Genomic DNA, 19,802 nt, shown 5'->3' with positions numbered 1-19,802 from the left:
AGCACCCAAGCCCACTCCCTGAGCACGGACACCCGTCCGCGGCCTACGCCGGATGGTTACAAATAAAGTTCCGTTAAGCGTCTGGAACCTTCAACGTGATGCCCGAGCGGTTTGAATGACCGTCGGCTGCCGCATAGCCTTTGTTGACCGATAAAGGATTCGAGCAGGCTCTTGCACGCAAATGGATGTCCGCTCTTGCGCCTCGCGGTACCTATCATTCCGCAGTACCTTCAGACCGCTTCCCCCCATGAATTTCTGCTTCCCACGCTTCAGGCCCAAGTCCGCAGCTCGGTCGCCATGACGGGCGCCAGTGTCTGGTTTCCAAGATCAGGCATGGACATCTCGCGCGTGCAGCGAATGTCTGCTCACCGCCCAATGCGACCATGCGCCATCCCTCACCTTCCCCTCCGCCCTTCCAACTCCACCCGCAACACCGCCGAGCTGACTCGTTCCTCCCCCATCGGCACCCCCACCTCGTCAAACCGGGTCGCCGCATCCCCGAACGCCTCGTCCTCCATCCGCTGCAAATCCCCCCAGCGCGGCCGCGCCCCGTCGAAACCCTCCTCGACCCGGCGCTGCATGTAATCCATCGTCTCCGCCCCGCGGATCATCCCGGCCAGCCGGGCATGCATCCAGACCGACAGCACCCGGTTCAGCCGCGGCTGCCAGTCCGCCCCGGTCGAGCGGAAGAACTTCACCACCTCCTCGTCCAGCCGGATCGTCACCCGCAGCTTCTTCGACTGGCCCTTCTCGCGCGCGATCTCGTGCCATTCGGAGGGGATGCGCAGTTCCTCCATCAGCCGCTGGTGCAGATCCCATTCCAGCATCCGCATCGCATCGGCCATGTAGTGATAATTTACCCGCCGTTGTTCTTCCGCCTTGCCGACCATCGCCCGAATCCTCCGACCTCTGCCCGGCGGATCATCGCCCGGCAAGGGTTAACCGGTGCTGAACGCGGCGCGCGTTGCCGGTGTACGCCCGGTGTACGCGCCGTGCATGGCCGCTGCACGGAAAGGGCGCGGCCCTTTCGGACCGCGCCCCTCTGCTTCATCGTCCGGGTCAGGGAGGGAGGGGCCCCGGCTCAGAGGATGAAGTCGCTCGCGGAATACTGGCCCGCCAGCGTCGCCCCATCGGCGATTCGGATGGTCATCTCGACCGCCGGATCGCCGTCGACATTGACCCGCAGCAGCGTCTCGGTGCCGCTGTTGATCACCCAGGCACGGCCGGGGCCGCCAGGATTTGTTCCATTGAAAACAAAGGCCTGATTGCCGCCGATCAGGGCATTCGCATCGATGGCGGAAAGGTCGATGCGGTCGCCCACGGCGACGCCGACGCCGTCGAAGCCGTTGATCAGATCCCGGCCCGGTCCCCAGGTGGAATCGGCCAGGGCCACGAAGCGGAACACATCCGCGCCCGCGCCGCCATTCAGCACGTCCGCGCCGTTGTTGCCGGCCAGCGTGTCATTGCCGGCCCCGCCCTGCAGCACGTCGTTCCCCGCCCCGCCGCCAAGGAAGTCGTTGCCGTTCATCCCCTGCAGCGTGTCATTGCCGGCAAAGCCGTGAAGCTGGTCGTTCCCCGCGCCGGCATTCATCAGGTTGGCGCCTGCGGTGCCGAGCAGGGTGTCATTCCCGCCCGCGGTCATGGCATTCTCGAAATTCACGAAACTTTCGCCCGCAAAGTTCGTGGCGCCGGTCGCCAGGTTGATGCGATAGGCCCCGGAATAGGTCCGGGCATCCAGCATGTCGATTCCGGCGCCACCATTCAGGGTTTCATTCACGCCCAGGCCGGCGATCACCATGTCGTTGCCGGCATCCGCGGAATAGAAACCCGCGCCGCTGGAAACCAGCCGATCATCGCCATTGCCGCCATAAAGCGTGTCCGTACCCGCCGTCGCGGTCAGCAGGTCATTGCCATCGCCGCCCGACAGATAATCATTGTCCGTGCCGCCGGTCAAAGTGTCATCGCCGACCCCGCCATAGAGCGTGTCATTGCCCGCACCACCATCGATGGCGTCGTTTCCTGCGTTGCCATAGATGATATTGGCCGCATCCGTGCCCAGAATCGTGTCGTTTCCGGAACCGGAATAAAGATTTTCAAAATTGACGAAACTTTCGCCAGTGTAATTCGTGGCGCCGGTCACCATGTTGATGGAATAGGCGCCGCTCCAGGCGGCGGTGTTCAGCCAATCATCATCGGTGCCGCCATCCAGTGTCTCGCCGCCGCCGACCCCGGCATAGATATAGTCATTGCCGGATTCGCCATAATATTGGCCGTAGCCACTGGAAACGATGGTGTCGGCATCGCTTCCGCCCCAGATGGTGTCGGTGCCAGTGCCGGCGTTCAGATAATCTCCGCCTGCGCCACCAGAGAGGTAATCGTTACCTGCAAGACCGGAAATCGAGTCGTTTCCGTTATTGCCATAGATGATATTGGCTGCATCCGTACCCAGCAGCGTGTCGTTGCCGGATCCGGTATAGACGTTCTCGAAATTCACATAGCTTTCGCCGGTGAAATTCGTGGCGCCGGTGGCCAGATTGATCATATAGGCGCCGCTATAGGTGGTGGTGTTCAGCCAGTCCGTATCCGCGCCACCGTCCAGCGTCTCGCTGGTGCCAAGGCCGGCATAGATATAGTCGTTGCCCGCCTCGCCATAATAACGGCCGCCGCCGCTGGAAACCAGCGTGTCATTGTCGCTGCCGCCATAAAGCGTATCGCTGCCGGTTCCGGCATGCAGGTAGTCATTGCCGACGCCGCCGGAAATGAAATCGTTGCCGCCGTATCCATAGATGTAATCGTTTCCGTTATTGCCATACATGGTATTGGCGGCGTCGGTCCCGTACAATGTGTCGTTGCCGGATCCGGAATAGACGTTCTCGAAGTTCACATAGCTTTCGCCGGTGAAATTCGTGGCGCCGGTCGCCAGGTTGATCATATAGGCGCCGCTATAGGTGGTGGTGTTCAGCCAGTCCGTATCCGCGCCACCGTCCAGCGTCTCGCTGGTGCCAAGGCCGGCATAGATATAGTCGTTGCCCGCCTCGCCATAATAACGGCCGCCGCCGCTGGAAACCAGCGTGTCGTTGTCGCTGCCGCCATAAAGCGTATCGCTGCCGGTTCCGGCATGCAGGTAGTCATTGCCGGCGCCGCCGGAAATGAAATCGTTGCCGCCGTATCCATAGATGTAATCGTTTCCGTTATTGCCATACATGGTATTGGCGGCGTCGGTCCCGTACAGCGTGTCGTTGCCGGATCCGGAATAGACGTTCTCGAAATTCACATAGCTTTCGCCGGTGAAATTCGTGGCGCCGGTCGCCAGGTTGATCCTGTAGGCGCCGCTATAGGTGGTGGTGTTCAGCCAATCCGTATCCGCGCCACCGTCCAGCGTTTCGCTGGTGCCAAGGCCGGCATAGATATAGTCGTTGCCGGCATCGCCGTAATATTGCCCGGCTCCGCTGGAGACGATGGTGTCGTTGTCGTCCCAGCCATGCACCGTGTCGGTTCCCGAACCGGCGCTGATATAGTCATAGCCATCGCCGCCCGACAAGTAATCGTTGCCCGAGCCGCCATAGATGGTGTCATTGCCGCCGAGGCCAAGAACGTAATCGTTCCCCCCAAGGGCATTGAAGACTTCGCTGGCAGACGTACCGATCAGGGTGTCGTTGCCATTCGTTCCGGTAGGCATGTGCTCCTCCTGTCGTCCTGATAGTCGCGGGGCGTCTTCACCCTCGTGCTGAGAGATTGCTCCTCGACGCGTGAAGGCGGCGTGAAATACGGATTACGCCTTGAAATGAAATGTATATTCCGGGGAATGGCAGGGTTTGCTACGGCCCGGATGCCAGGCCGGAGCGACGGCCGGGGATTGCTCCTTGTCCGGCGCGCGGCTATCGCAGGCAAAAAGGGGTCCGGGAACCATGAGCTTCAACACCTTCGGTCGCGTCTTCACCTTCACCACCTGGGGCGAAAGCCACGGACCGGCGCTTGGCGCGACGGTGGATGGCTGCCCGCCCGGCGTAGCGCTGGACGAGGCCTGGATCCAGCAATTCCTGGATCGCCGCCGGCCCGGCAGCTCGAAATTCACCACCCAGCGGCAAGAGCCGGACCGGGTGCGCATCCTCTCGGGCGTCTTCGAGGGGAAAACCACCGGCACGCCGATCCAGCTGATGATCGAGAACACCGACCAGCGCAGCAAGGATTACGGCGAGATCGCCCAGGCGTTCCGTCCCGGCCATGCCGACATTGCCTATCATCTGAAATATGGCATCCGCGATTATCGCGGCGGTGGCCGCTCCAGCGCGCGGGAAACGGCGGCGCGCGTGGCGGCGGGCGGTGTGGCGCAGGCGGTGTTGCGCGAATTGGCGCCGGATCTCAAGATCACCGGCTACATGGTGCAGATGGGCGAACTGCATCTGGACCGGGCGCATTTCGACGCGGCCGAGATCGGCAACAACCCGTTCTTCCTGCCCGACGCCTCGGCGGTGCCGGCCTGGGAGGATTACCTGAACGCCATCCGCAAGGCGCAGGACAGCGTCGGCGCCGCGCTCGAGGTGCTGATCCAGGGCTGCCCGCCCGGCCTCGGCGCGCCGGTCTATGCCAAGCTGGATACCGACCTGGCGGCAGCGATGATGTCGATCAACGCGGTCAAGGGCGTCGAGATCGGCGAGGGCATGGCGGCCGCCGCGCTGACCGGCACCGCCAATGCCGACGAAATCCGCATGGGCAACGAGGGCCCGCGGTTTCTGTCAAACCACGCCGGCGGCATCCTGGGCGGCATCTCGACCGGGCAGGACATTGTGGTCCGCTTCGCTGTGAAGCCGACCAGCTCGATCCTGACGCCGCGCCGGACCATCAACCAGTGCGGCGAGGAGATCGAATTGATCACCAAGGGCCGGCATGACCCATGCGTCGGCATCCGCGCCGTGCCGATTGCCGAGGCCATGGCGGCCTGCGTGATCCTGGACCACCTGATGCTGGATCGCGCCCAGACCGGCGGCCAGCGCGGCCGCATCGGCTAGGAAGGCTGGCCGCGAGCGGGGCCGCCGTTCCGCCTGTTGCGCCGCCGCGCGGGCCCGTTCACCCCCTCGGACCATCGGGACAACGCAGCAAGCCGGGCCGATGAGCCTGGTTTGCTGCGCCTGGTCTTCTCGGTTGTCCAAATACCCAGGCGGCCGCGCCTGAGGCGATGCGCCCCGCCGGTCGGGCGGGGCGCCGGCCAGGGGTCAGAAGCCGGCCTTGATCTTTTCGAACTCGGCCAGCTGCTTTTCGCGCTGCTCGGGGTCGTTCGGGGTCTGGGCCAGGATCGGGGCGTCGACCGGCGACAGGCCTTCCTTTACCGCCGGCTCGTCCTTGATCGTCTCCATGGCCACGGTCGAGGTATGGCCGTAGCCGATGGTGTCGAGAAGCCCCTTGGCCGCTTCCGGCGCCAGCCAGGCGTTGATGAAGTCATAGGCCTTGTCCTCGCTGCCCGGGCCGTTCTTCAGGTTGATGAAGCCGCAGAAGAAGGTCGAGCTGCCCTCCTTGGGCGCGCGCTGGAAGCCGACCGGGAAGCCGTCATTCTCCAGCAGCACCACGCCGTCGTTCCAGGACCAGGCCACGTCCACCGCGCCCGAGGCCATAAGCTGCGCCTGCTCGGCCGGGTCGGCCCAATAGGCGGCGACGTTCTGATGCGCCTGGCGCAGCCAGTCGGCCGCGGCCTTGAACTGCTCGTCCGTCACCTTGGTCCAGTCGGTCGTGCCGGTCGCCAGATAGGCCAGCGCCCAGACGTCATCGGCCGAATCGGGCAGGCTGGTGCGGCCCTGATATTTCGGGTCGACGAAAACGTTCAGGCTGGCCACGTCCTCGGCCGGCACGTTGTCCTTGTTATAGGCGATGGCGGTGGCGCCCCAGTCGGTCGGGATGTACCAGACGCCCTGATCGTCCTTGAAGATCGGCGAATCGAGGAATTTCGGATCGAGCGTGTCGAAGGCCGGGATCTTCGCGGTGTCCCAGGGCTCGATCAGCCCGGCGTCGCGATATTTCGACACCATCTGCGAGCAGGGATGCGCCACGTCGGCTTTGAAGCCCGAGGCGAGCTTCTGATAGGCCTCGTCGTCGTCGCCGTAAAAGGCAAAGGTCGGGCTGTCGCCGTGCTTGTCGATATAGCCCTGGAAGATCACCGGTTCCTCGAACCCGGCCCAGTCGAAGACCGTGAGTTCGGGGTCGGCGGCGTGGGCGGCGGTCAGGGCGGTGCTGGCCAGCGCGATCGCCAGGACGGAGGAGCGCAGAACTGTCATGTCGGATCTTTCCTTGAGGGCGGACTGACCCGACGCTAGCCGGCCCGGCATCGCCTCGCAAGCGTGGCTTGACTACCAGCGGCCCGAGGCGCCGCCGCCCCGCGACGAGCCGCCGCCGAAGCCCGAGGACCCGCCGGAACGGCCGCGGAAGCCGGGCCTGCGCTCGCGGCGCAGCACCGCGCCCGCGGGGTCGTACCAGACCGTCTGCGGCAAGGGTCGCGGCCGGGTCTCGGACCAGCCGCAGCCGGGGCAGCGCCGGGTGACGGTCTCGTGCGAGACCATGTGGCCGCCCTCGGGCAGCGGGGTCTGCAGCGGCGCGGTCCGGGTTTCCAGGCCCCGCCGCCCGCATTGCGGGCAACGGTTGCGCCGCCAGACCTGCCGCGCCATGCCGCCGAGGATCGCGACCCAGGCCGCGCCGAAAAGCCAGGGGAACAGCCGTTCCAGCCAGGAATTGCCCGGCGACCCAAGCGGCCGCCCCGCGGCCGTGGGCCGGGCGATGAGCGCGATCGCCGCCTCGGTGCCGTCGCGGATGCCCCGCGACATCGCGCCGTCGCGGAAGGCGGGCAACATGGTGTTGCGCAGGATCTCTTGCGCCAGGATGTCGGCATCGTTCTCGTAGCCGCGGCCGAGTTCGATCCGCGCCTCGCGCTCCCCGGCCAGCACCAGAACCATGAACCCGTCGTTGCGCGTGGCATCGCCGACGCCCCAGTGGTTGAACAGCCGGGTGGCAAAGGCCTCCAACCCCTCCGTTCCGCCGCCGTGGCGTGCCCGGTCGGTCAGCGTGACCACGGTGCCTTCGATGCCGGTCTGCTCGCGCAGCGCGCTCAGCGCCGCGTCGAGGGCGCGGGCATCCTCGGGCGACAGCAGGCCGGCGAAATCGTTGATGCCGGTCTGCTGCCAGTCCGGCAGGTTCTGCGCATGGGTCGGAAACGCCAGCCACAGCAGGGCGAAAAGCCCCAGAAGCACGCGCAGGGGTCGGAAGCGGGACGGGGCGGCGGCGGAGGGGGCGCGCATCCTGTCTTGCCCTCTAGCCCGGCAGGATCTCGGGGCCGCCGGTGATTTGCGGGTCGGGCTGGCCGATAAGCGCCTCGTCGCGGCCGGCGAACTCGACCGCGCGCAGGATGGTCTGGATCGCGGCGATCCGCGCCCGCTTCTTGTCGTCGGCGCGGATCACCGTCCAGGGCGCGATGACCGAATGGCTGCGCAGCAACGTGTCCTGGATCGCCGCGCTGTAATCGTCCCATTTCGCCAGCCCCTCGACGTCGATCGGGCTGAGCTTCCACTGCTTCAGCGGATCCTGCTCGCGGTCGAGGAAGCGGCTCAGTTGCTCGGCCCGGCCGACCTCGAGCCACAGCTTGACCAGGATCACCCCGTCATCCACCAGCATGGTCTCGAAGCGCGGCAGTTGGCGGAAGAAGGTCTCGCGCTGCGCGTCGGTGCAGAAGCCGAAGACCTTCTCGACCACGCCGCGATTGTACCAGCTGCGGTCGAAGAGCGCGATCTCGCCCCGCGCCGGCAGCCAGTCGACGTAGCGCTGGAAATACCATTCGCCGGTCTCGCGCTCGCTGGGCTTGGGCAGGGCGACGATATAGGCCGAGCGCGGGTTCAGGTTCTCGCGTACCCGTTCGATGGTGCCGCCCTTGCCGGCGGCGTCGCGACCCTCGAACAGCACCACCATGCGCTTGCCGCCATGGATCACGTCGCGCATCAGCCGCACCAGCTGCAATTGCAGCCCGGCCATCTGCTCGTCGTAATCCTTGCCCTTCATCTCCTCGGCATAGGGGTAGGAGGGCTCGATGATGCGGTCCTTTTCCGCCGCCTTCACCGCCTTGCGCAGCTCGTCGGGCGCCTGCTTTTCCAGATAGCGGGTGATGGCGCCGACGAAGGGCAGGTCGGGCGGCGCCTTGTACTGCTTGTCCTGCGTGTCCTCGCCGTTCTTTCCCATGCTCAGGCCTCGCCGATGCGGTTCAGGTCGAAGGGGGTGGTCTGGTAGATCTCGTTGATCCAGTTACCGTAGAGCAGATGCGCATGGCTGCGCCAGCGGTTCGTCGGCAGGCGCGACGGATCGTCCTCGGGATAATAGTTCACCGGCACGTTGATCGGCTTGCCCGAGACCACGTCGCGGTCGTATTCGTCCTTCAGCGTGGTGCTGTCATATTCGAAATGGTTGAAGACATAGAGCGCGCGGTGGCCGGCATCCTCGATCAGGCAGGGCCCGACCTGGTCCGAGGCGATCAGCGTCCGCAGCGCCGGGATGGCGTCCACCTCGGGCTGGCGCACCTCGGTCCAGCGGCTGACCGGCACCAGCACATCGTCCGAGAATCCTCGCAGATAGGGCGAGGCGGGGGCAAGGTTCTGGTGGCGGAAGCAGCCGAAGGCCTTGTGGTCCAGCATGTGCTTTTCCAGCCGGTGGAAATGCCAGGCCATGGCCATGCCGCCCCAGCAGACGCCGAAGGTCGAATGCACATGGCTCTGCGTCCAGGCGAAAAGCCGCTGCAATTCGTCCCAATAGGTCACCTCCTCGAAGCGCAGGTGCTCGATGGGCGCGCCGGTGATGATCAGCCCGTCGAACTTCTCGCCCGTCTCCTCGACCTCGCAGAAGCGGCGGTAGAAGCTTTCCATGTGGTCGGCGGCGGTGTTGCGGCTTTCGTGGTCCGACATGCGGATCAGCTGGAAGTCGATCTGCAGGGGCGTGGCGCCGATCAGCCGGGCGAACTGGTTCTCGGTCTGGATCTTCTTGGGCATCAGGTTCAAAAGCCCGATGCGCAGCGGCCGGATGTCCTGCATCGCCGCACGCCCCGGCGACATGACCATGACGCCCTCGTTCGACAGGATGTCGAAGGCGGGCAGGTCATTGGGCAGGGTGATGGGCATCATGCGTCCTTTCTGACGGTCTTCCTGTCGGTTTTTCTGTCGATGGCCCGGCCGATCAGCGCGGTCAGATCGCCGGGGGTTCTTACCCCGGCCACTTCCTCGGCCAGGATGGTCACGCCGCGCCGGGCCATGGCTTCGTAGCGGGGCTGACGATGGGCCAGCGCCCGGGCATAGGTCCAGCGGATGAAGTCGTCCGGATTGACCTGCCCCTCGGCCAGGCCCTTTTCCACGCGATAGTCGGTCCAGGCGCGGTCGAGGAAATCCGGCTGGTAATACATCGGCTTCGGCGCCCGGTCGAAGCGGCGCACCAGTTCCTCGGTATGCGCGGCCGAGCCCTTGATCCAGACCAGCAGCAGGTCGCGCTCCAGCACGTCCAGCACCGGGTCGCGTTCGGCATAGGGGTCCACCACCTCGCAGACCGAGCCGCCGGAATCGCAGACGAAATTCGGCAGGTTGTAGATCTCCTGCGCGCGGCGGATGAAATGCCCGGTATCCAGCAGCGCCGCGACCTCGGCCATGCGGTGCTGGTCCTGGCGGCGCATGTATTCGTCGAATTCCAGCCCGCCGCGGGTGACGCTGCCGGGCTTGCCCAGATAGGTGGACAGCGGCGCCAGGTTCTCGAAGGTGATATTCGAGGCAATATAGACCGAATCCGACAGCAAGAGCTCGCGCAGGAACGGCACCTTCATCGCCTCGCGCTTGAAGTTGTCGGCAATCAGCTCGCCCATGTAGCGGGTGCCGATGCGGTAATCGACCGAATAGTGGAACCATTCCCCCGAGCCGCGCAGCATCGAGGCGAGGAAAGTCTTGCCCAGCCCGGACATGCCGAAGAACAGCACGCGCTTCTTCGGGGCGGCCAGCCACTCGGCTTGGGTCTTGTAGAGCATGGGCCTTCCTTTTGCTGGGCTTGGCGATAGTTAGTCCCGCGCGGGGCCAAGGAAAAGGGGTGCCCGTCCCCGCCGATCGGCCCGCCGCCCGAAAAAGCGACCGGCCCGCCCTTGCATCCCGGCCCTGAGCCCCTATCTGGGGCGGGCGGACCGGGCCCCTCTGACGACGCTTGTCGTGATGTCGGACCGCATCGAGCCCTGCTCGGTGCCAGCCCGGATCCCCTTTCCCGCCCAAGGCTACGCACCGGCTTTCGTTCAACGTGGAGCCTGACATGGAACCTTTCTATCTCACCCTGTTTCTCGGCACGCCGATCTGGCTGTGGCTGGTTTTCATCGGCCTGGTCGGCCTGTTGCTGGCCTTTGACCTCGGCGTGCTCAACCGCGGCGACAAGGAGATCGGCGTCGCCGAAAGCCTGAAGCTCTCGTCCTTCTACATCACCCTGGGCGTGCTGTTCGGCGGCTTCGTCTGGTATCAGCTGGGCAGCAATGCCGCCGCCGAATACATGACCGCCTTCGTGGTGGAAAAGACCCTGGCGATGGACAATGTCTTCGTCATCGCGCTGATCTTCGCCACGCTGTCGATCCCGCGCCGCTACCAGCACCGGGTGTTGTTCTGGGGCATCCTGGGCGTGATCGTGCTGCGCGGCATCATGATCGGCGTCGGCGCCACGCTGGTCGCGCAATACGGCTGGATCCTCTATGTCTTCGCCGGCTTCCTGATCCTGACCGGCATCAAGATGCTGTTCATCGGCGACAAGGAGCATGACATGGGTTCGAACCCGGTCCTGGCCTTCCTGCGCCGCCGCATGCCGCTGACCGAGGAGCTGCACGGCCATGCCTTCGTCGTGAAGCGGCCCGATCCCGCGACCGGCCGCCTCCGCCGTTATGCGACGCCGCTGCTGCTGGCGCTGGCGATGATCGAGATCGCCGACGTGATCTTCGCCGTCGATTCGGTGCCGGCGGTCTTTGCCATCACCACCGACCCCTATATCGTCTATACCTCGAACATCTTCGCCATCCTGGGCCTGCGCGCGCTGTTCTTCGCGCTGGCGGCGATCATCCACCGCTTCGAATACCTCAAGCAGGCGCTGGCGGTGCTCTTGATCTTCATCGGCTCCAAGGTGTTTCTGGCCGACCTGATGGGGCTGGCCAAATTCCCGCCCGCGATCTCGCTGGGCATCACCTTCGCCATCCTCGGCGCCGGTATCGGCTGGTCGCTGTGGCGCACCCGCAAGGACGCGGCGCGCGCCTGAGCGCCAAGCCTCGGGCGCCGCGCCCGGCCGCGCGGCTGCGGCCGGGTATTTGACCAACAGAGAAGGGAAGGTGCGGCGGGGTGCCAAACCCGGCCGCCTTCGCGCGACCTGATCCGGGCTGCCGTCGCGGTAATCAATCCGCAGTAGCGCGCCGGGTACAATCGCGCTATGCTGCCGCTCAGACCCGGCAAACGGGCGATGCAAACGAGGCAGTGACGGCGGTAACCCATGACCGAGATGGTCTTTGGCACCACGCCCGTTCGGGCTGGTGATCCGATTCTTCCCCGCTGGTGGCGCACGCTGGACCGATGGTCCTTGGCCTGCGTGCTGGGGCTTTTCGCGGTAGGGCTTCTTCTGGGACTGGCGGCCTCGGTGCCGCTGGCCGAAAGGAACAGCCTGCCGCAGTTCTATTACGTCAGTCGCCAGGCGGTTTTCGGCGCCATGGCGCTGGTGATCATGCTGGTGATCTCGACCTTCTCGCCCCGGCAGGTGCGTCGGCTCGGCGTGCTGGGTTTCCTGGTCGCGCTGCTGGTCCTGTTCGCGCTGCCGGTCATCGGCACCGATTTCGGCAAGGGCGCGGTGCGCTGGCTGCGGCTGCCCGGCGGCATGTCGGTGCAGCCCTCGGAGTTCCTGAAGCCCTGCTTTGTCGCCATCTGCGCCTGGTTCATGGCCGCCAGCCAGGAGGTCGGCGGCCCGCCCGGCAAGTCCTTCTCCTTCGGGCTTGCCGTGGTCGTGGTGCTGCTTCTGGCGATGCAGCCCGATTTCGGCCAGGCCTCGCTGGTGCTGTTTTCCTGGTGCGTGATGTATTTCATCGCCGGGGCGCCGCTTTACCTTCTGGGGGGCGTGATGGGGCTGGCCTGCGTCGGCGGCGTCTTCGCCTATGGCGCCTCGGAGCACTTCGCCCGCCGCATCAACGGCTTTCTCGCCGCCGAGGTCGATCCGCGCACCCAGCTCGGCTATGCCACCAACGCCATCCAGGAGGGCGGCTTCTTCGGCGTCGGCGTGGGCGAGGGCACGGTCAAGTGGTCGCTGCCCGACGCGCATACCGATTTCATCATTGCCGTCGCGGCCGAGGAATACGGGCTGATCCTGGTCCTGATCATCATCGCGCTTTACACCACCATCGTCATCCGCTCGCTGCTGCGCCTGCAGGGCGAACGCGATCCCTTCGCCCGCATCGCCGGCACCGGACTGGCCTGCGCCTTCGGCGTGCAGGCGCTGATCAACATGGGTGTTGCGGTGCGGCTTCTGCCGGCCAAGGGCATGACGCTGCCCTTCGTCAGCTATGGCGGTTCGTCGGTCATCGCCTCGGGCATCGCCATGGGCATGCTGCTGGCGCTGACCCGCGCGCGGCCGCAGGGCCGGATCGGCGATCTGCTGGGCCGGGGCCGGGGATGAGCGTGGCCCCGCTTTGCCTGATCGCCGCCGGTGGCACCGGCGGGCATATGTTCCCGGCGCAATCGCTGGCCGAGGTGCTGCTGGCGCGCGGCTGGCGCGTCAAGCTTTCGACCGACGAGCGCGGCGCCCGCTATGCCGGCGCCTTCCCGGCCGAGGTCGCGCGCGAGGTGGTCAGCTCTGCCACCACCGCGCGCGGCGGCGCGTTGGCGAAGCTTGCCGTGCCCTTCCGCATCGGCGCCGGCGTGCTTGCGGCCATGCGCCGGATGCGCGCCGACCGCCCGGCCGTGGTGGTGGGCTTTGGCGGCTATCCGACCATCCCCGCCATGTCGGCGGCGCTGGCGCTGAAGATCCCGCGCATGATCCACGAGCAGAACGGCATCGTGGGCCGGGTGAACATGGCCTTTGCCCGCCGGGTGGACCGCGTCGCCTGCGGCACCTGGCCGACCGTGCTGCCGCCGGGGGTGCAGGGCATCCATACCGGCAACCCGGTGCGTCGGGCGGTGCTGGACCATGCCGCCGCGCCCTATCTGCCGCCTTCGGACGGGCCGCTGAACCTGCTGGTCATCGGCGGCAGCCAGGGCGCGCGCGTGCTTTCGGACCGGGTGCCGGAGGCCATCGCCGGCCTGCCCGAAGGGGTGCGAACCCGGCTGTCGGTCAGCCACCAGGCCCGGGCCGAGGACGGCGAGCGCGTCGCCGCCGCCTATGCGGAGGCCGGCATCGCCGCCGTGGTGCGGCCCTTCTTCGACGACGTGCCGCAACGGCTGGCGCAGGCGCAGCTGGTGGTCAGCCGGGCCGGGGCCTCGTCCATCGCCGACATCACCGTGATTGGCCGCCCGGCCATCCTGATCCCTTATGCCGCCGCCACCGGCGACCACCAGACCGCTAACGCCCGTGCCCTTGCGGAATCCGGCGCGGCCATCCTTTTGCCCGAATCCGTGCTTGACGCCGAGAGCCTCAGGCGCGACATGCGGGACATCCTTTCCGACGGCGCCCGCGCCTCCGCCATGGCTGCGGCGGCGCTTTCGCTGGGTCGCCCCGACGCGGCGCAGCGCCTTGCAGATCTAGTGACGGACCTGACCCGATGAATGCAGCGACCAAACTCCCGGGCGAACTGGGCCCCATCCATTTCGTCGGCATCGGCGGCATCGGCATGTCCGGCATCGCCGAGGTGCTGATGACGCTCGGCTACCAGGTGCAGGGCTCGGATGCGAAACGCTCCAAGATCACCGACCGGCTGGAAAGCCTGGGCGCCACCGTCTTCGAAGGCCAGCGCGCCGAGAATATCGGCGAGGCCGGGGTGGTGGTGATCTCGACCGCGATCAAGAAGGGCAATCCCGAGCTTGAGGAGGCGCGCCGCCGCGGCCTGCCGGTGGTGCGCCGCGCCGAGATGCTGGCCGAGCTGATGCGGCTGAAATCCAACGTCGCCATCGCCGGCACCCATGGCAAGACCACCACCACCACCATGGTCGCGACGCTGCTGGACGCGGGCGGCTTCGACCCGACCGTCATCAATGGCGGCGTGATCCACGCCTATGGCAGCAACGCCCGCGCCGGCGCCGGCGAATGGATGGTGGTCGAGGCCGACGAGAGCGACGGCAGCTTCAACCGCCTGCCCGCCACCATCGCCATCGTCACCAACATCGACCCCGAGCATATGGAGCACTGGGGCTCCTTCGACGCGCTGCGCAAGGGCTTCCAGGATTTCGTCTCGAACATCCCCTTCTACGGCCTTGCCGTCTGCTGCACCGACCACCCCGAGGTGCAGGCGCTGGTCGGCAAGCTGACCGACCGCCGCGTCGCCACCTTCGGCTTCAACGCCCAGGCCGACATCCGCGCCATGAACCTGCGCTATGAAAACGGCGTGGCGCATTTCGACATCGCCCTGCAGGGCGAAGCGGCGCTGAACGACGGCGAAACCCCGGTGATCGAGGGCTGCACCCTGCCGATGCCGGGCGACCACAACGTCTCGAACGCGCTGGCCGCAGTCGCGGTCGCCCGCCACCTTGGCATGAAGCGCGCCCAGATCCGCGAGGCGCTGGCTAAGTTCGGCGGCGTCGGCCGCCGCTTCACCCGCGTGGGCGAGGTGAACGGCGTCACCATCATCGACGATTACGGTCACCACCCGGTCGAGATCGCCGCCGTGCTGAAGGCCGCCCGCCAGGCCACCAAGGGCCGGGTCATCGCCGTGCACCAGCCGCACCGCTACTCCCGGCTCTCCAGCCTCTTCGACGATTTCTGCACCTGCTTCAACGAGGCCGACGTGGTCGGCATCGCCGAGGTCTATTCGGCCGGTGAGGAGCCGATCCCCGGCGCCTCGCGCGATGACCTGGTCGCCGGGCTGATCGCCCACGGCCACCGTCACGCCCGCGCGGTGATGGACGAGGGCGACCTGGAGCGGCTGGTGCGCGAGCAGGCGCGGCCCGGCGACATGGTGGTCTGTCTGGGTGCCGGCACCATCTCGGCCTGGGCCAACAACCTGCCGGAACGGCTGACGGAGAAGGCCGCGTGATCGCGCTGATCGCCCATCCCGTCGGCGCAGCGCTTTGCGCGGTGCTCTGGGGCGTCGCGGCCTGCCTGTTGCCCTTCGTGCGGCTGCGCTGGCGTCACTCGGCGCTTTGGGCCCTGGTGTTGTGCGGTGTGCCGGTGCTGGGCTGGCTGACCTATCTCTGCGGGCCGGGCTTCGGCGTGCTGTTCCTTGCCATCGGCCTGTCGCTGCTGGTCTGGCCGCCCTTCGAGGCGCTGCGCCGCCGCCGCGCGCCCCTGCGTCGCGGGCTGCACTGACCGGCCGGCATGGCACTGGTCTGGCTGATCATCGCCGTCACGGTGACCCTGACCGCCACGATTGGCGCGCTGCGCGCCGCGACCCGGTCGCTGGTGCCGCTGGCCCTGCCACTGGCGCTGCTGCTGGGCGCGGCCGGTCTGTGCTATCTGATAAGCGGCACCAAGACGGGCGGCTACCTGCCCGGCATCGTCGGCGCGCTTCTGTGCCTGCTGCTGCTGGTCGCCGCCGGCGGGCTGGTGCTTGGCGCGGCCGGGCGCTGGCTCTACGACCGGCTGAGCGACGCCGCTGCCGGGTCCGGACCCGTCGCCCTATGGGATGTCTGGCTGCTCGGCGGGCTTGGAGCGCTGGCGGTGCTGCTCAGTGCCGTGGAATAATGCCAGGCGCCCCGCACCCGCCTGCGCGTCCGGACCAGGCTTCCGGCGCAGGCGGCTTTGCCAGTCGTGAGGCCGGCGACGCCGGCGTCGGGAAACCGAGCTGCTTGGCATGACACTGGATACCCGGCGGCGTCACGCGCGAGGCGGCCGGGGGCACCGGCGAGTTGCTGGTCTTGGGCGGCAAGGATTGCGCGTCAGGCAGCCTGTCGCTGCCGATCCATCCCCATAGCCTGGACGTCAGCGCCGACGGCGCGCTGCTCTATGTCAGCGTGAAGGCCGCGACCGAGGAGCAGCATCTCGGCTTCCGCAAGGATGCGGTGGATTCGGTGCTGCGGCTCGACCTGGCGCGGCTGGCCGAGGCCGGATGAGCAAAGCCGGCCCGGCGGTGGGGCCGGCCATCGCAAGGCTGGGAAGGGGCCGGGCGGCCCCGTTTCTCATTCCGGCAGGATGCGCACCGCGCCCTTGTCGGCCGAGGCGGCGAATTGCGCATAGACCTTGAGCGCGGCCGAGACCTGGCGCTGGCGCGGCTGCGCGGGTTTCCAGCCCGCGGCGTCCTGTTCGGCGCGCCGCGCCGCCAGTTCATCCTCGGACACCGCCAGGCGGATCGAGCGGTTGGGGATGTCGATCTCGATCCGGTCGCCGTCGCGCACCAGGCCGATGGTGCCGCCGGCCGCCGCTTCGGGGCTGACATGGCCGATGGACAGGCCCGAGGTGCCGCCCGAGAAACGCCCGTCGGTGATCAGCGCGCAGGCTTTGCCCAGACCCTTCGATTTCAGGTAGCTGGTCGGATACAGCATCTCCTGCATCCCCGGCCCGCCCTTGGGGCCTTCGTAGCGGATGACCACCACGTCTCCGGCCTCGACCTTGCCGGTCAGGATGCCCGAGACGGCGGCGTCCTGGCTTTCATAGACCTTGGCTGTGCCGGAAAACACCAGGATCGATTCGTCCACGCCGGCGGTCTTCACGATGCAGCCGTCCAGCGCGATATTGCCCTTCAGCACCGCCAGCCCGCCATCCTTGGAAAACGGCGCATCGGCCGAGCGGATCACGCCCTTTTCGCGGTCGAGATCCAGGTCGGGCCACAGCGTCGCCTGGCTGAAGGCCACTTGCGTCGGCACGCCGCCCGGCGCGGCCAGGAACAGCTCGCGCGCAGCCGGGTCGTTGCTGCGGGCGATGTCCCATTGGTCGATGGCGGCGCCGATGGTGGGCGCATGCACGGTCGGGCAGTCGCGGTCGATCAGCCCGGCACGGTCCAGTTCCCCAAGGATCGCCATGATGCCGCCGGCACGATGCACGTCTTCCATATGCACGTTGGCGGTGTTCGGCGCGACCTTGCACAGGCAGGGCACCTTGCGCGACAGCGCGTCGATGTCGTCCATGGTGAAATCGACCCCGCCCTCCTGGGCGATGGCCAGCAGGTGCAGCACGGTATTGGTCGAGCCGCCCATGGCGATGTCCAGCGACATGGCGTTCCGGAACGCCGCCTTGCTGGCGATGACGCGCGGCAGCACCGAGGCGTCGTCCTGTTCGTAATGGCGGCGCGTCACCTCGACGATGCGGCGGCCGGCTTCCAGGAACAGGTTCTTGCGCAGGGCATGCGTGGCCAGCGTCGAGCCGTTGCCGGGCAGCGACAGGCCCAGGGCCTCGGACAGGCAGTTCATCGAATTGGCGGTGAACATGCCCGAGCAGGAACCGCAGGTCGGGCAGGCGGCTTCCTCGATGGCGGCCAGGTCGGCATCCGAGACCTTGTCGTCGGCGGCCGCGACCATGGCGTCCACCAGGTCCAGCGAGACCTTGCGCCCGTCGCCCAGCGTGACCTTGCCCGCCTCCATCGGCCCGCCCGAGACGAAAATCGCCGGGATGTTCAGCCGCATCGCCGCCATCAGCATGCCGGGGGTGATCTTGTCGCAGTTCGAGATGCAAACCATGGCATCGGCGCAATGCGCATTGACCATGTATTCGACCGAATCGGCGATCAATTCGCGCGAGGGCAGGGAATACAGCATCCCGTCATGGCCCATGGCGATGCCGTCATCGACGGCGATGGTGTTGAATTCCTTGGCGATGCCACCGGCGGCCTCGACCTCGCGCGCGACCATCTGGCCCAGATCCTTCAGATGCACATGGCCCGGCACGAACTGGGTGAAGCTGTTCACGATGGCGATGATCGGCTTGCCGAAATCGCTGTTCTTCACCCCGGTCGCGCGCCAGAGGCCACGGGCCCCCGCCATGTTGCGGCCATGGGTGGTGGTGCGGGAACGGTATGCGGGCATGGCTGGGATCTCTGTCGTCTGAATGTCCGTGCTGGGCGGCCAGTATCACATGGGGATCGGCAAGGTTACCCCTTATCACGCTGGACGGTGGCGGCTAGCCCAGATTTGATCCGTCCGCCCGGCCGGAAAGCCCGCGCAGGATGCGTCGGCTGCGGCGGACGGTGGTGATCGCCGTCAGCGCCAGCACCAAAACCAGCGTCCAGGTCAGGACCGGCCAGGCCGCGCCGGAAAGCCATGCGCCGACCTGCAGCAGCGCCCCGGCGGTCACCGCCGCCATGCGATGCGATTTGGCCCCCGGCCCGCGGAAATCCGAGCCGAGCCCGGCCGCGCGGCCGAATTCGCGCAGATAGGCGGTCAGGATCGCCAGCGCCCCGGCCAGCAGTCCCAGCGCCGGCCAGCCCGCCGCCGCGCCGAAGCCGGCCAGGATGATCAGGTCCGACAGCCGGTCCGGCACCTCGTTCCAGAAGGCGCCGTCCGGCGTGCCCATGCCGCCCTCGACCGCTACCAGCCCGTCGAAGAGATTGCAGAGCAGCCGCAATTGCGTGAACGCCGCGCCGAGGACGAGCAGCAACCCCGCCGCCCAAAGCGCGCTGACCTGCGCCAGCGCGAAGGCCGCGCCCGCCAGCGCCGCCGCCACGACCGAGCCGGCCGAGATGCGGTTGGGCGCCACGCCCTCCTCGACCAGCCGCCGGGTAACATGGGCGGCCCATCTCGTGTTGCGGCTGGCGATCGGCCGCCGGCTGAAATCCTCGGTCATAACCACCCCCATGCCAGGATATGCAGAAACACCGGGGCCGAGAACACCAGGCTGTCCAGCCGGTCCAGGATGCCGCCGTGCCCCTGCACCAGCGTGCCCCAGTCCTTGACGCCGCGGTCGCGCTTGATCGCCGACATGATCAGCCCGCCGAGGAAGCCGAAGGTGGTCACGGTCAGCGCGATCAGCCCTGCCTGCCACCAGCCGAAGGGCGTGAAGGGCGCCAGCGCCACCCCCAGCGCACTGGCGCTGATGACGCCGCCGGCCAGCCCCTCGACCGTCTTCGAGGGCGAGACGCGCGGCGCCAGCAGGTGCCGCCCCAGCGCCTTGCCCCAGACATATTGCAAGACGTCCGAGGCCTGCACGACCAGGATCAGCCAGGCGACCAGCGTGAAGGCGCTATAGCGATAGCCGGGGATGTCCAGCGTCAGGATCGCCGGGATATGCGAGACGCAATAGACGCAGACCATCAGCGCCCATTGCGTTTCCGACACCCTTGTCAGGAAGCCCTGCACCTCGCCCTTCAGGACGGTGATGACCGGCAGCAGCAGGAAGCAATAGACCGGGATCAGCAGCGCGGCAAAGACCGGAACCTCGGCATAGACCAGCAGGTATTGCAGCGGCAGGATCACGTAAAAGGCGATGGCCAGCCCGTCATGGTCGTCGCGCCGCGTGTGGGTGATGGTGGCGAATTCGCGCAGCGCCGCCATGGAGCAAAGCGCAAAGAACAGCGTGATCGCCCCGGCGCCCAGGGTGAAGATCAGCGCCAGCACGCCGATCATCACCCACCAGGCGCGGATGCGGTCGGCGAGGTTCTGCGCCGTGGGTCCGCCGACCCGGCCGGTGCGGATCAGCAGCCGCGCCACCAGCGAGGCGAGAATCAGGAAGGCGAAAAGCCCGTAGAAGAAGAAGGCCGAGGGGGAATGGAAACGGTCCACGGA

The 19,802-nt window shown here is 67.0% G+C and carries 18 protein-coding genes; 8 read left to right on the top strand and 10 right to left on the bottom strand.

Annotation, left to right across the window (positions count from 1 at the left end; all coding sequences use genetic code 11):
* Window positions 1-395: 395 nt before the first annotated feature.
* The gene (locus ACFOMP_RS17825; protein ID WP_379033044.1) at window positions 396-890 is read right to left on the bottom strand and encodes a BrnA antitoxin family protein; all 495 of its coding nucleotides are present in this window, start codon (window positions 888-890) and stop codon (window positions 396-398) included.
* A gap of 191 nt (window positions 891-1,081) precedes the next feature.
* On the bottom strand, window positions 1,082-3,679 hold the full coding sequence (locus ACFOMP_RS17820; protein ID WP_379033041.1) for a beta strand repeat-containing protein: 2,598 nt from the start codon (window positions 3,677-3,679) through the stop codon (window positions 1,082-1,084).
* 229 nt (window positions 3,680-3,908) lie between these two features.
* Between ACFOMP_RS17820 and aroC the strand changes: the two genes are divergently transcribed.
* Window positions 3,909-5,009: a chorismate synthase gene (gene aroC / locus ACFOMP_RS17815; protein ID WP_379033038.1), complete on the top strand. Its 1,101-nt coding sequence runs from the start codon at window positions 3,909-3,911 to the stop codon at window positions 5,007-5,009.
* 204 nt (window positions 5,010-5,213) lie between these two features.
* Here the strand turns inward: aroC and ACFOMP_RS17810 are convergent, their stop codons facing one another.
* From ACFOMP_RS17810 to ACFOMP_RS17790, 5 genes are all read right to left on the bottom strand, one after another.
* Window positions 5,214-6,266, bottom strand: a complete 1,053-nt coding sequence (locus tag ACFOMP_RS17810; protein WP_289895612.1) for an ABC transporter substrate-binding protein — start codon at window positions 6,264-6,266, stop codon at window positions 5,214-5,216.
* A gap of 72 nt (window positions 6,267-6,338) precedes the next feature.
* Entirely contained in the window at window positions 6,339-7,280 is a 942-nt protein-coding gene (locus ACFOMP_RS17805; RefSeq protein WP_379033035.1) for a TPM domain-containing protein, read from the bottom strand.
* A gap of 13 nt (window positions 7,281-7,293) precedes the next feature.
* Window positions 7,294-8,211, bottom strand: coding sequence for a polyphosphate kinase 2 (ppk2, locus tag ACFOMP_RS17800; protein WP_379033032.1), 918 nt, complete (start codon window positions 8,209-8,211; stop codon window positions 7,294-7,296).
* Between the two features lie 2 nt (window positions 8,212-8,213).
* A complete protein-coding gene (locus tag ACFOMP_RS17795) occupies window positions 8,214-9,140 on the bottom strand; it encodes a homoserine O-succinyltransferase (protein WP_289895924.1) in 927 nt (308 codons plus the stop codon).
* The gene (locus ACFOMP_RS17790) at window positions 9,140-10,027 is read right to left on the bottom strand and encodes an ATPase (RefSeq protein WP_379033029.1); all 888 of its coding nucleotides are present in this window, start codon (window positions 10,025-10,027) and stop codon (window positions 9,140-9,142) included. The genes ACFOMP_RS17795 and ACFOMP_RS17790 overlap by 1 nt, the downstream gene beginning before the upstream one ends.
* 272 nt (window positions 10,028-10,299) lie before the next feature.
* On the opposite strand from ACFOMP_RS17790, the gene ACFOMP_RS17785 reads away from it, so the two are divergent.
* From ACFOMP_RS17785 to ACFOMP_RS17755, 7 genes are all read left to right on the top strand, one after another.
* Window positions 10,300-11,280: a TerC family protein gene (locus ACFOMP_RS17785; protein WP_379033026.1), complete on the top strand. Its 981-nt coding sequence runs from the start codon at window positions 10,300-10,302 to the stop codon at window positions 11,278-11,280.
* Window positions 11,281-11,508: 228 nt separating this feature from the next.
* The gene (locus ACFOMP_RS17780; RefSeq protein ID WP_379033023.1) at window positions 11,509-12,678 is read left to right on the top strand and encodes a peptidoglycan glycosyltransferase FtsW; all 1,170 of its coding nucleotides are present in this window, start codon (window positions 11,509-11,511) and stop codon (window positions 12,676-12,678) included.
* Window positions 12,675-13,763, top strand: a complete 1,089-nt coding sequence (locus ACFOMP_RS17775) for a UDP-N-acetylglucosamine--N-acetylmuramyl-(pentapeptide) pyrophosphoryl-undecaprenol N-acetylglucosamine transferase (protein ID WP_379033020.1) — start codon at window positions 12,675-12,677, stop codon at window positions 13,761-13,763. Before ACFOMP_RS17780 ends, ACFOMP_RS17775 begins: the two co-directional genes overlap by 4 nt.
* Window positions 13,760-15,187 (top strand): UDP-N-acetylmuramate--L-alanine ligase, encoded by a 1,428-nt coding sequence (gene murC, locus ACFOMP_RS17770; protein WP_289895605.1) that lies wholly within the window; start codon window positions 13,760-13,762, stop codon window positions 15,185-15,187. The genes ACFOMP_RS17775 and murC overlap by 4 nt, the downstream gene beginning before the upstream one ends.
* Window positions 15,184-15,459, top strand: coding sequence for a DUF2484 family protein (locus ACFOMP_RS17765; RefSeq protein WP_289895604.1), 276 nt, complete (start codon window positions 15,184-15,186; stop codon window positions 15,457-15,459). The genes murC and ACFOMP_RS17765 overlap by 4 nt, the downstream gene beginning before the upstream one ends.
* A 9-nt stretch (window positions 15,460-15,468) precedes the next feature.
* Complete coding sequence (locus tag ACFOMP_RS17760; RefSeq protein WP_379033016.1) at window positions 15,469-15,834, top strand: hypothetical protein; 366 nt, start codon at window positions 15,469-15,471, stop codon at window positions 15,832-15,834.
* A 164-nt stretch (window positions 15,835-15,998) separates the two neighbouring features.
* On the top strand, window positions 15,999-16,202 hold the full coding sequence (locus tag ACFOMP_RS17755; protein ID WP_379033013.1) for a hypothetical protein: 204 nt from the start codon (window positions 15,999-16,001) through the stop codon (window positions 16,200-16,202).
* A 66-nt stretch (window positions 16,203-16,268) separates the two neighbouring features.
* Here ACFOMP_RS17755 and ilvD read toward each other — a convergent pair whose 3' ends face one another.
* The 3 genes from ilvD to ACFOMP_RS17740 form a co-directional block, all read right to left on the bottom strand.
* Window positions 16,269-18,107, bottom strand: coding sequence for a dihydroxy-acid dehydratase (gene ilvD, locus ACFOMP_RS17750; RefSeq protein ID WP_289895601.1), 1,839 nt, complete (start codon window positions 18,105-18,107; stop codon window positions 16,269-16,271).
* Between the two features lie 94 nt (window positions 18,108-18,201).
* Window positions 18,202-18,864 (bottom strand): CDP-alcohol phosphatidyltransferase family protein, encoded by a 663-nt coding sequence (locus ACFOMP_RS17745; protein WP_379033009.1) that lies wholly within the window; start codon window positions 18,862-18,864, stop codon window positions 18,202-18,204.
* Window positions 18,861-19,799, bottom strand: coding sequence for a phosphatidate cytidylyltransferase (locus ACFOMP_RS17740; RefSeq protein WP_379033006.1), 939 nt, complete (start codon window positions 19,797-19,799; stop codon window positions 18,861-18,863). Before ACFOMP_RS17740 ends, ACFOMP_RS17745 begins: the two co-directional genes overlap by 4 nt.
* Window positions 19,800-19,802 lie beyond the last annotated feature (3 nt).

Origin of the sequence: Paracoccus simplex (genome assembly GCF_042648325.1) — a bacterium.
In the GTDB taxonomy this organism is placed as follows: domain Bacteria; phylum Pseudomonadota; class Alphaproteobacteria; order Rhodobacterales; family Rhodobacteraceae; genus Paracoccus; species Paracoccus simplex.
Note: the sequence above shows the minus strand (reverse complement) of the source record. Positions and strands in the feature narration are given on the sequence as shown.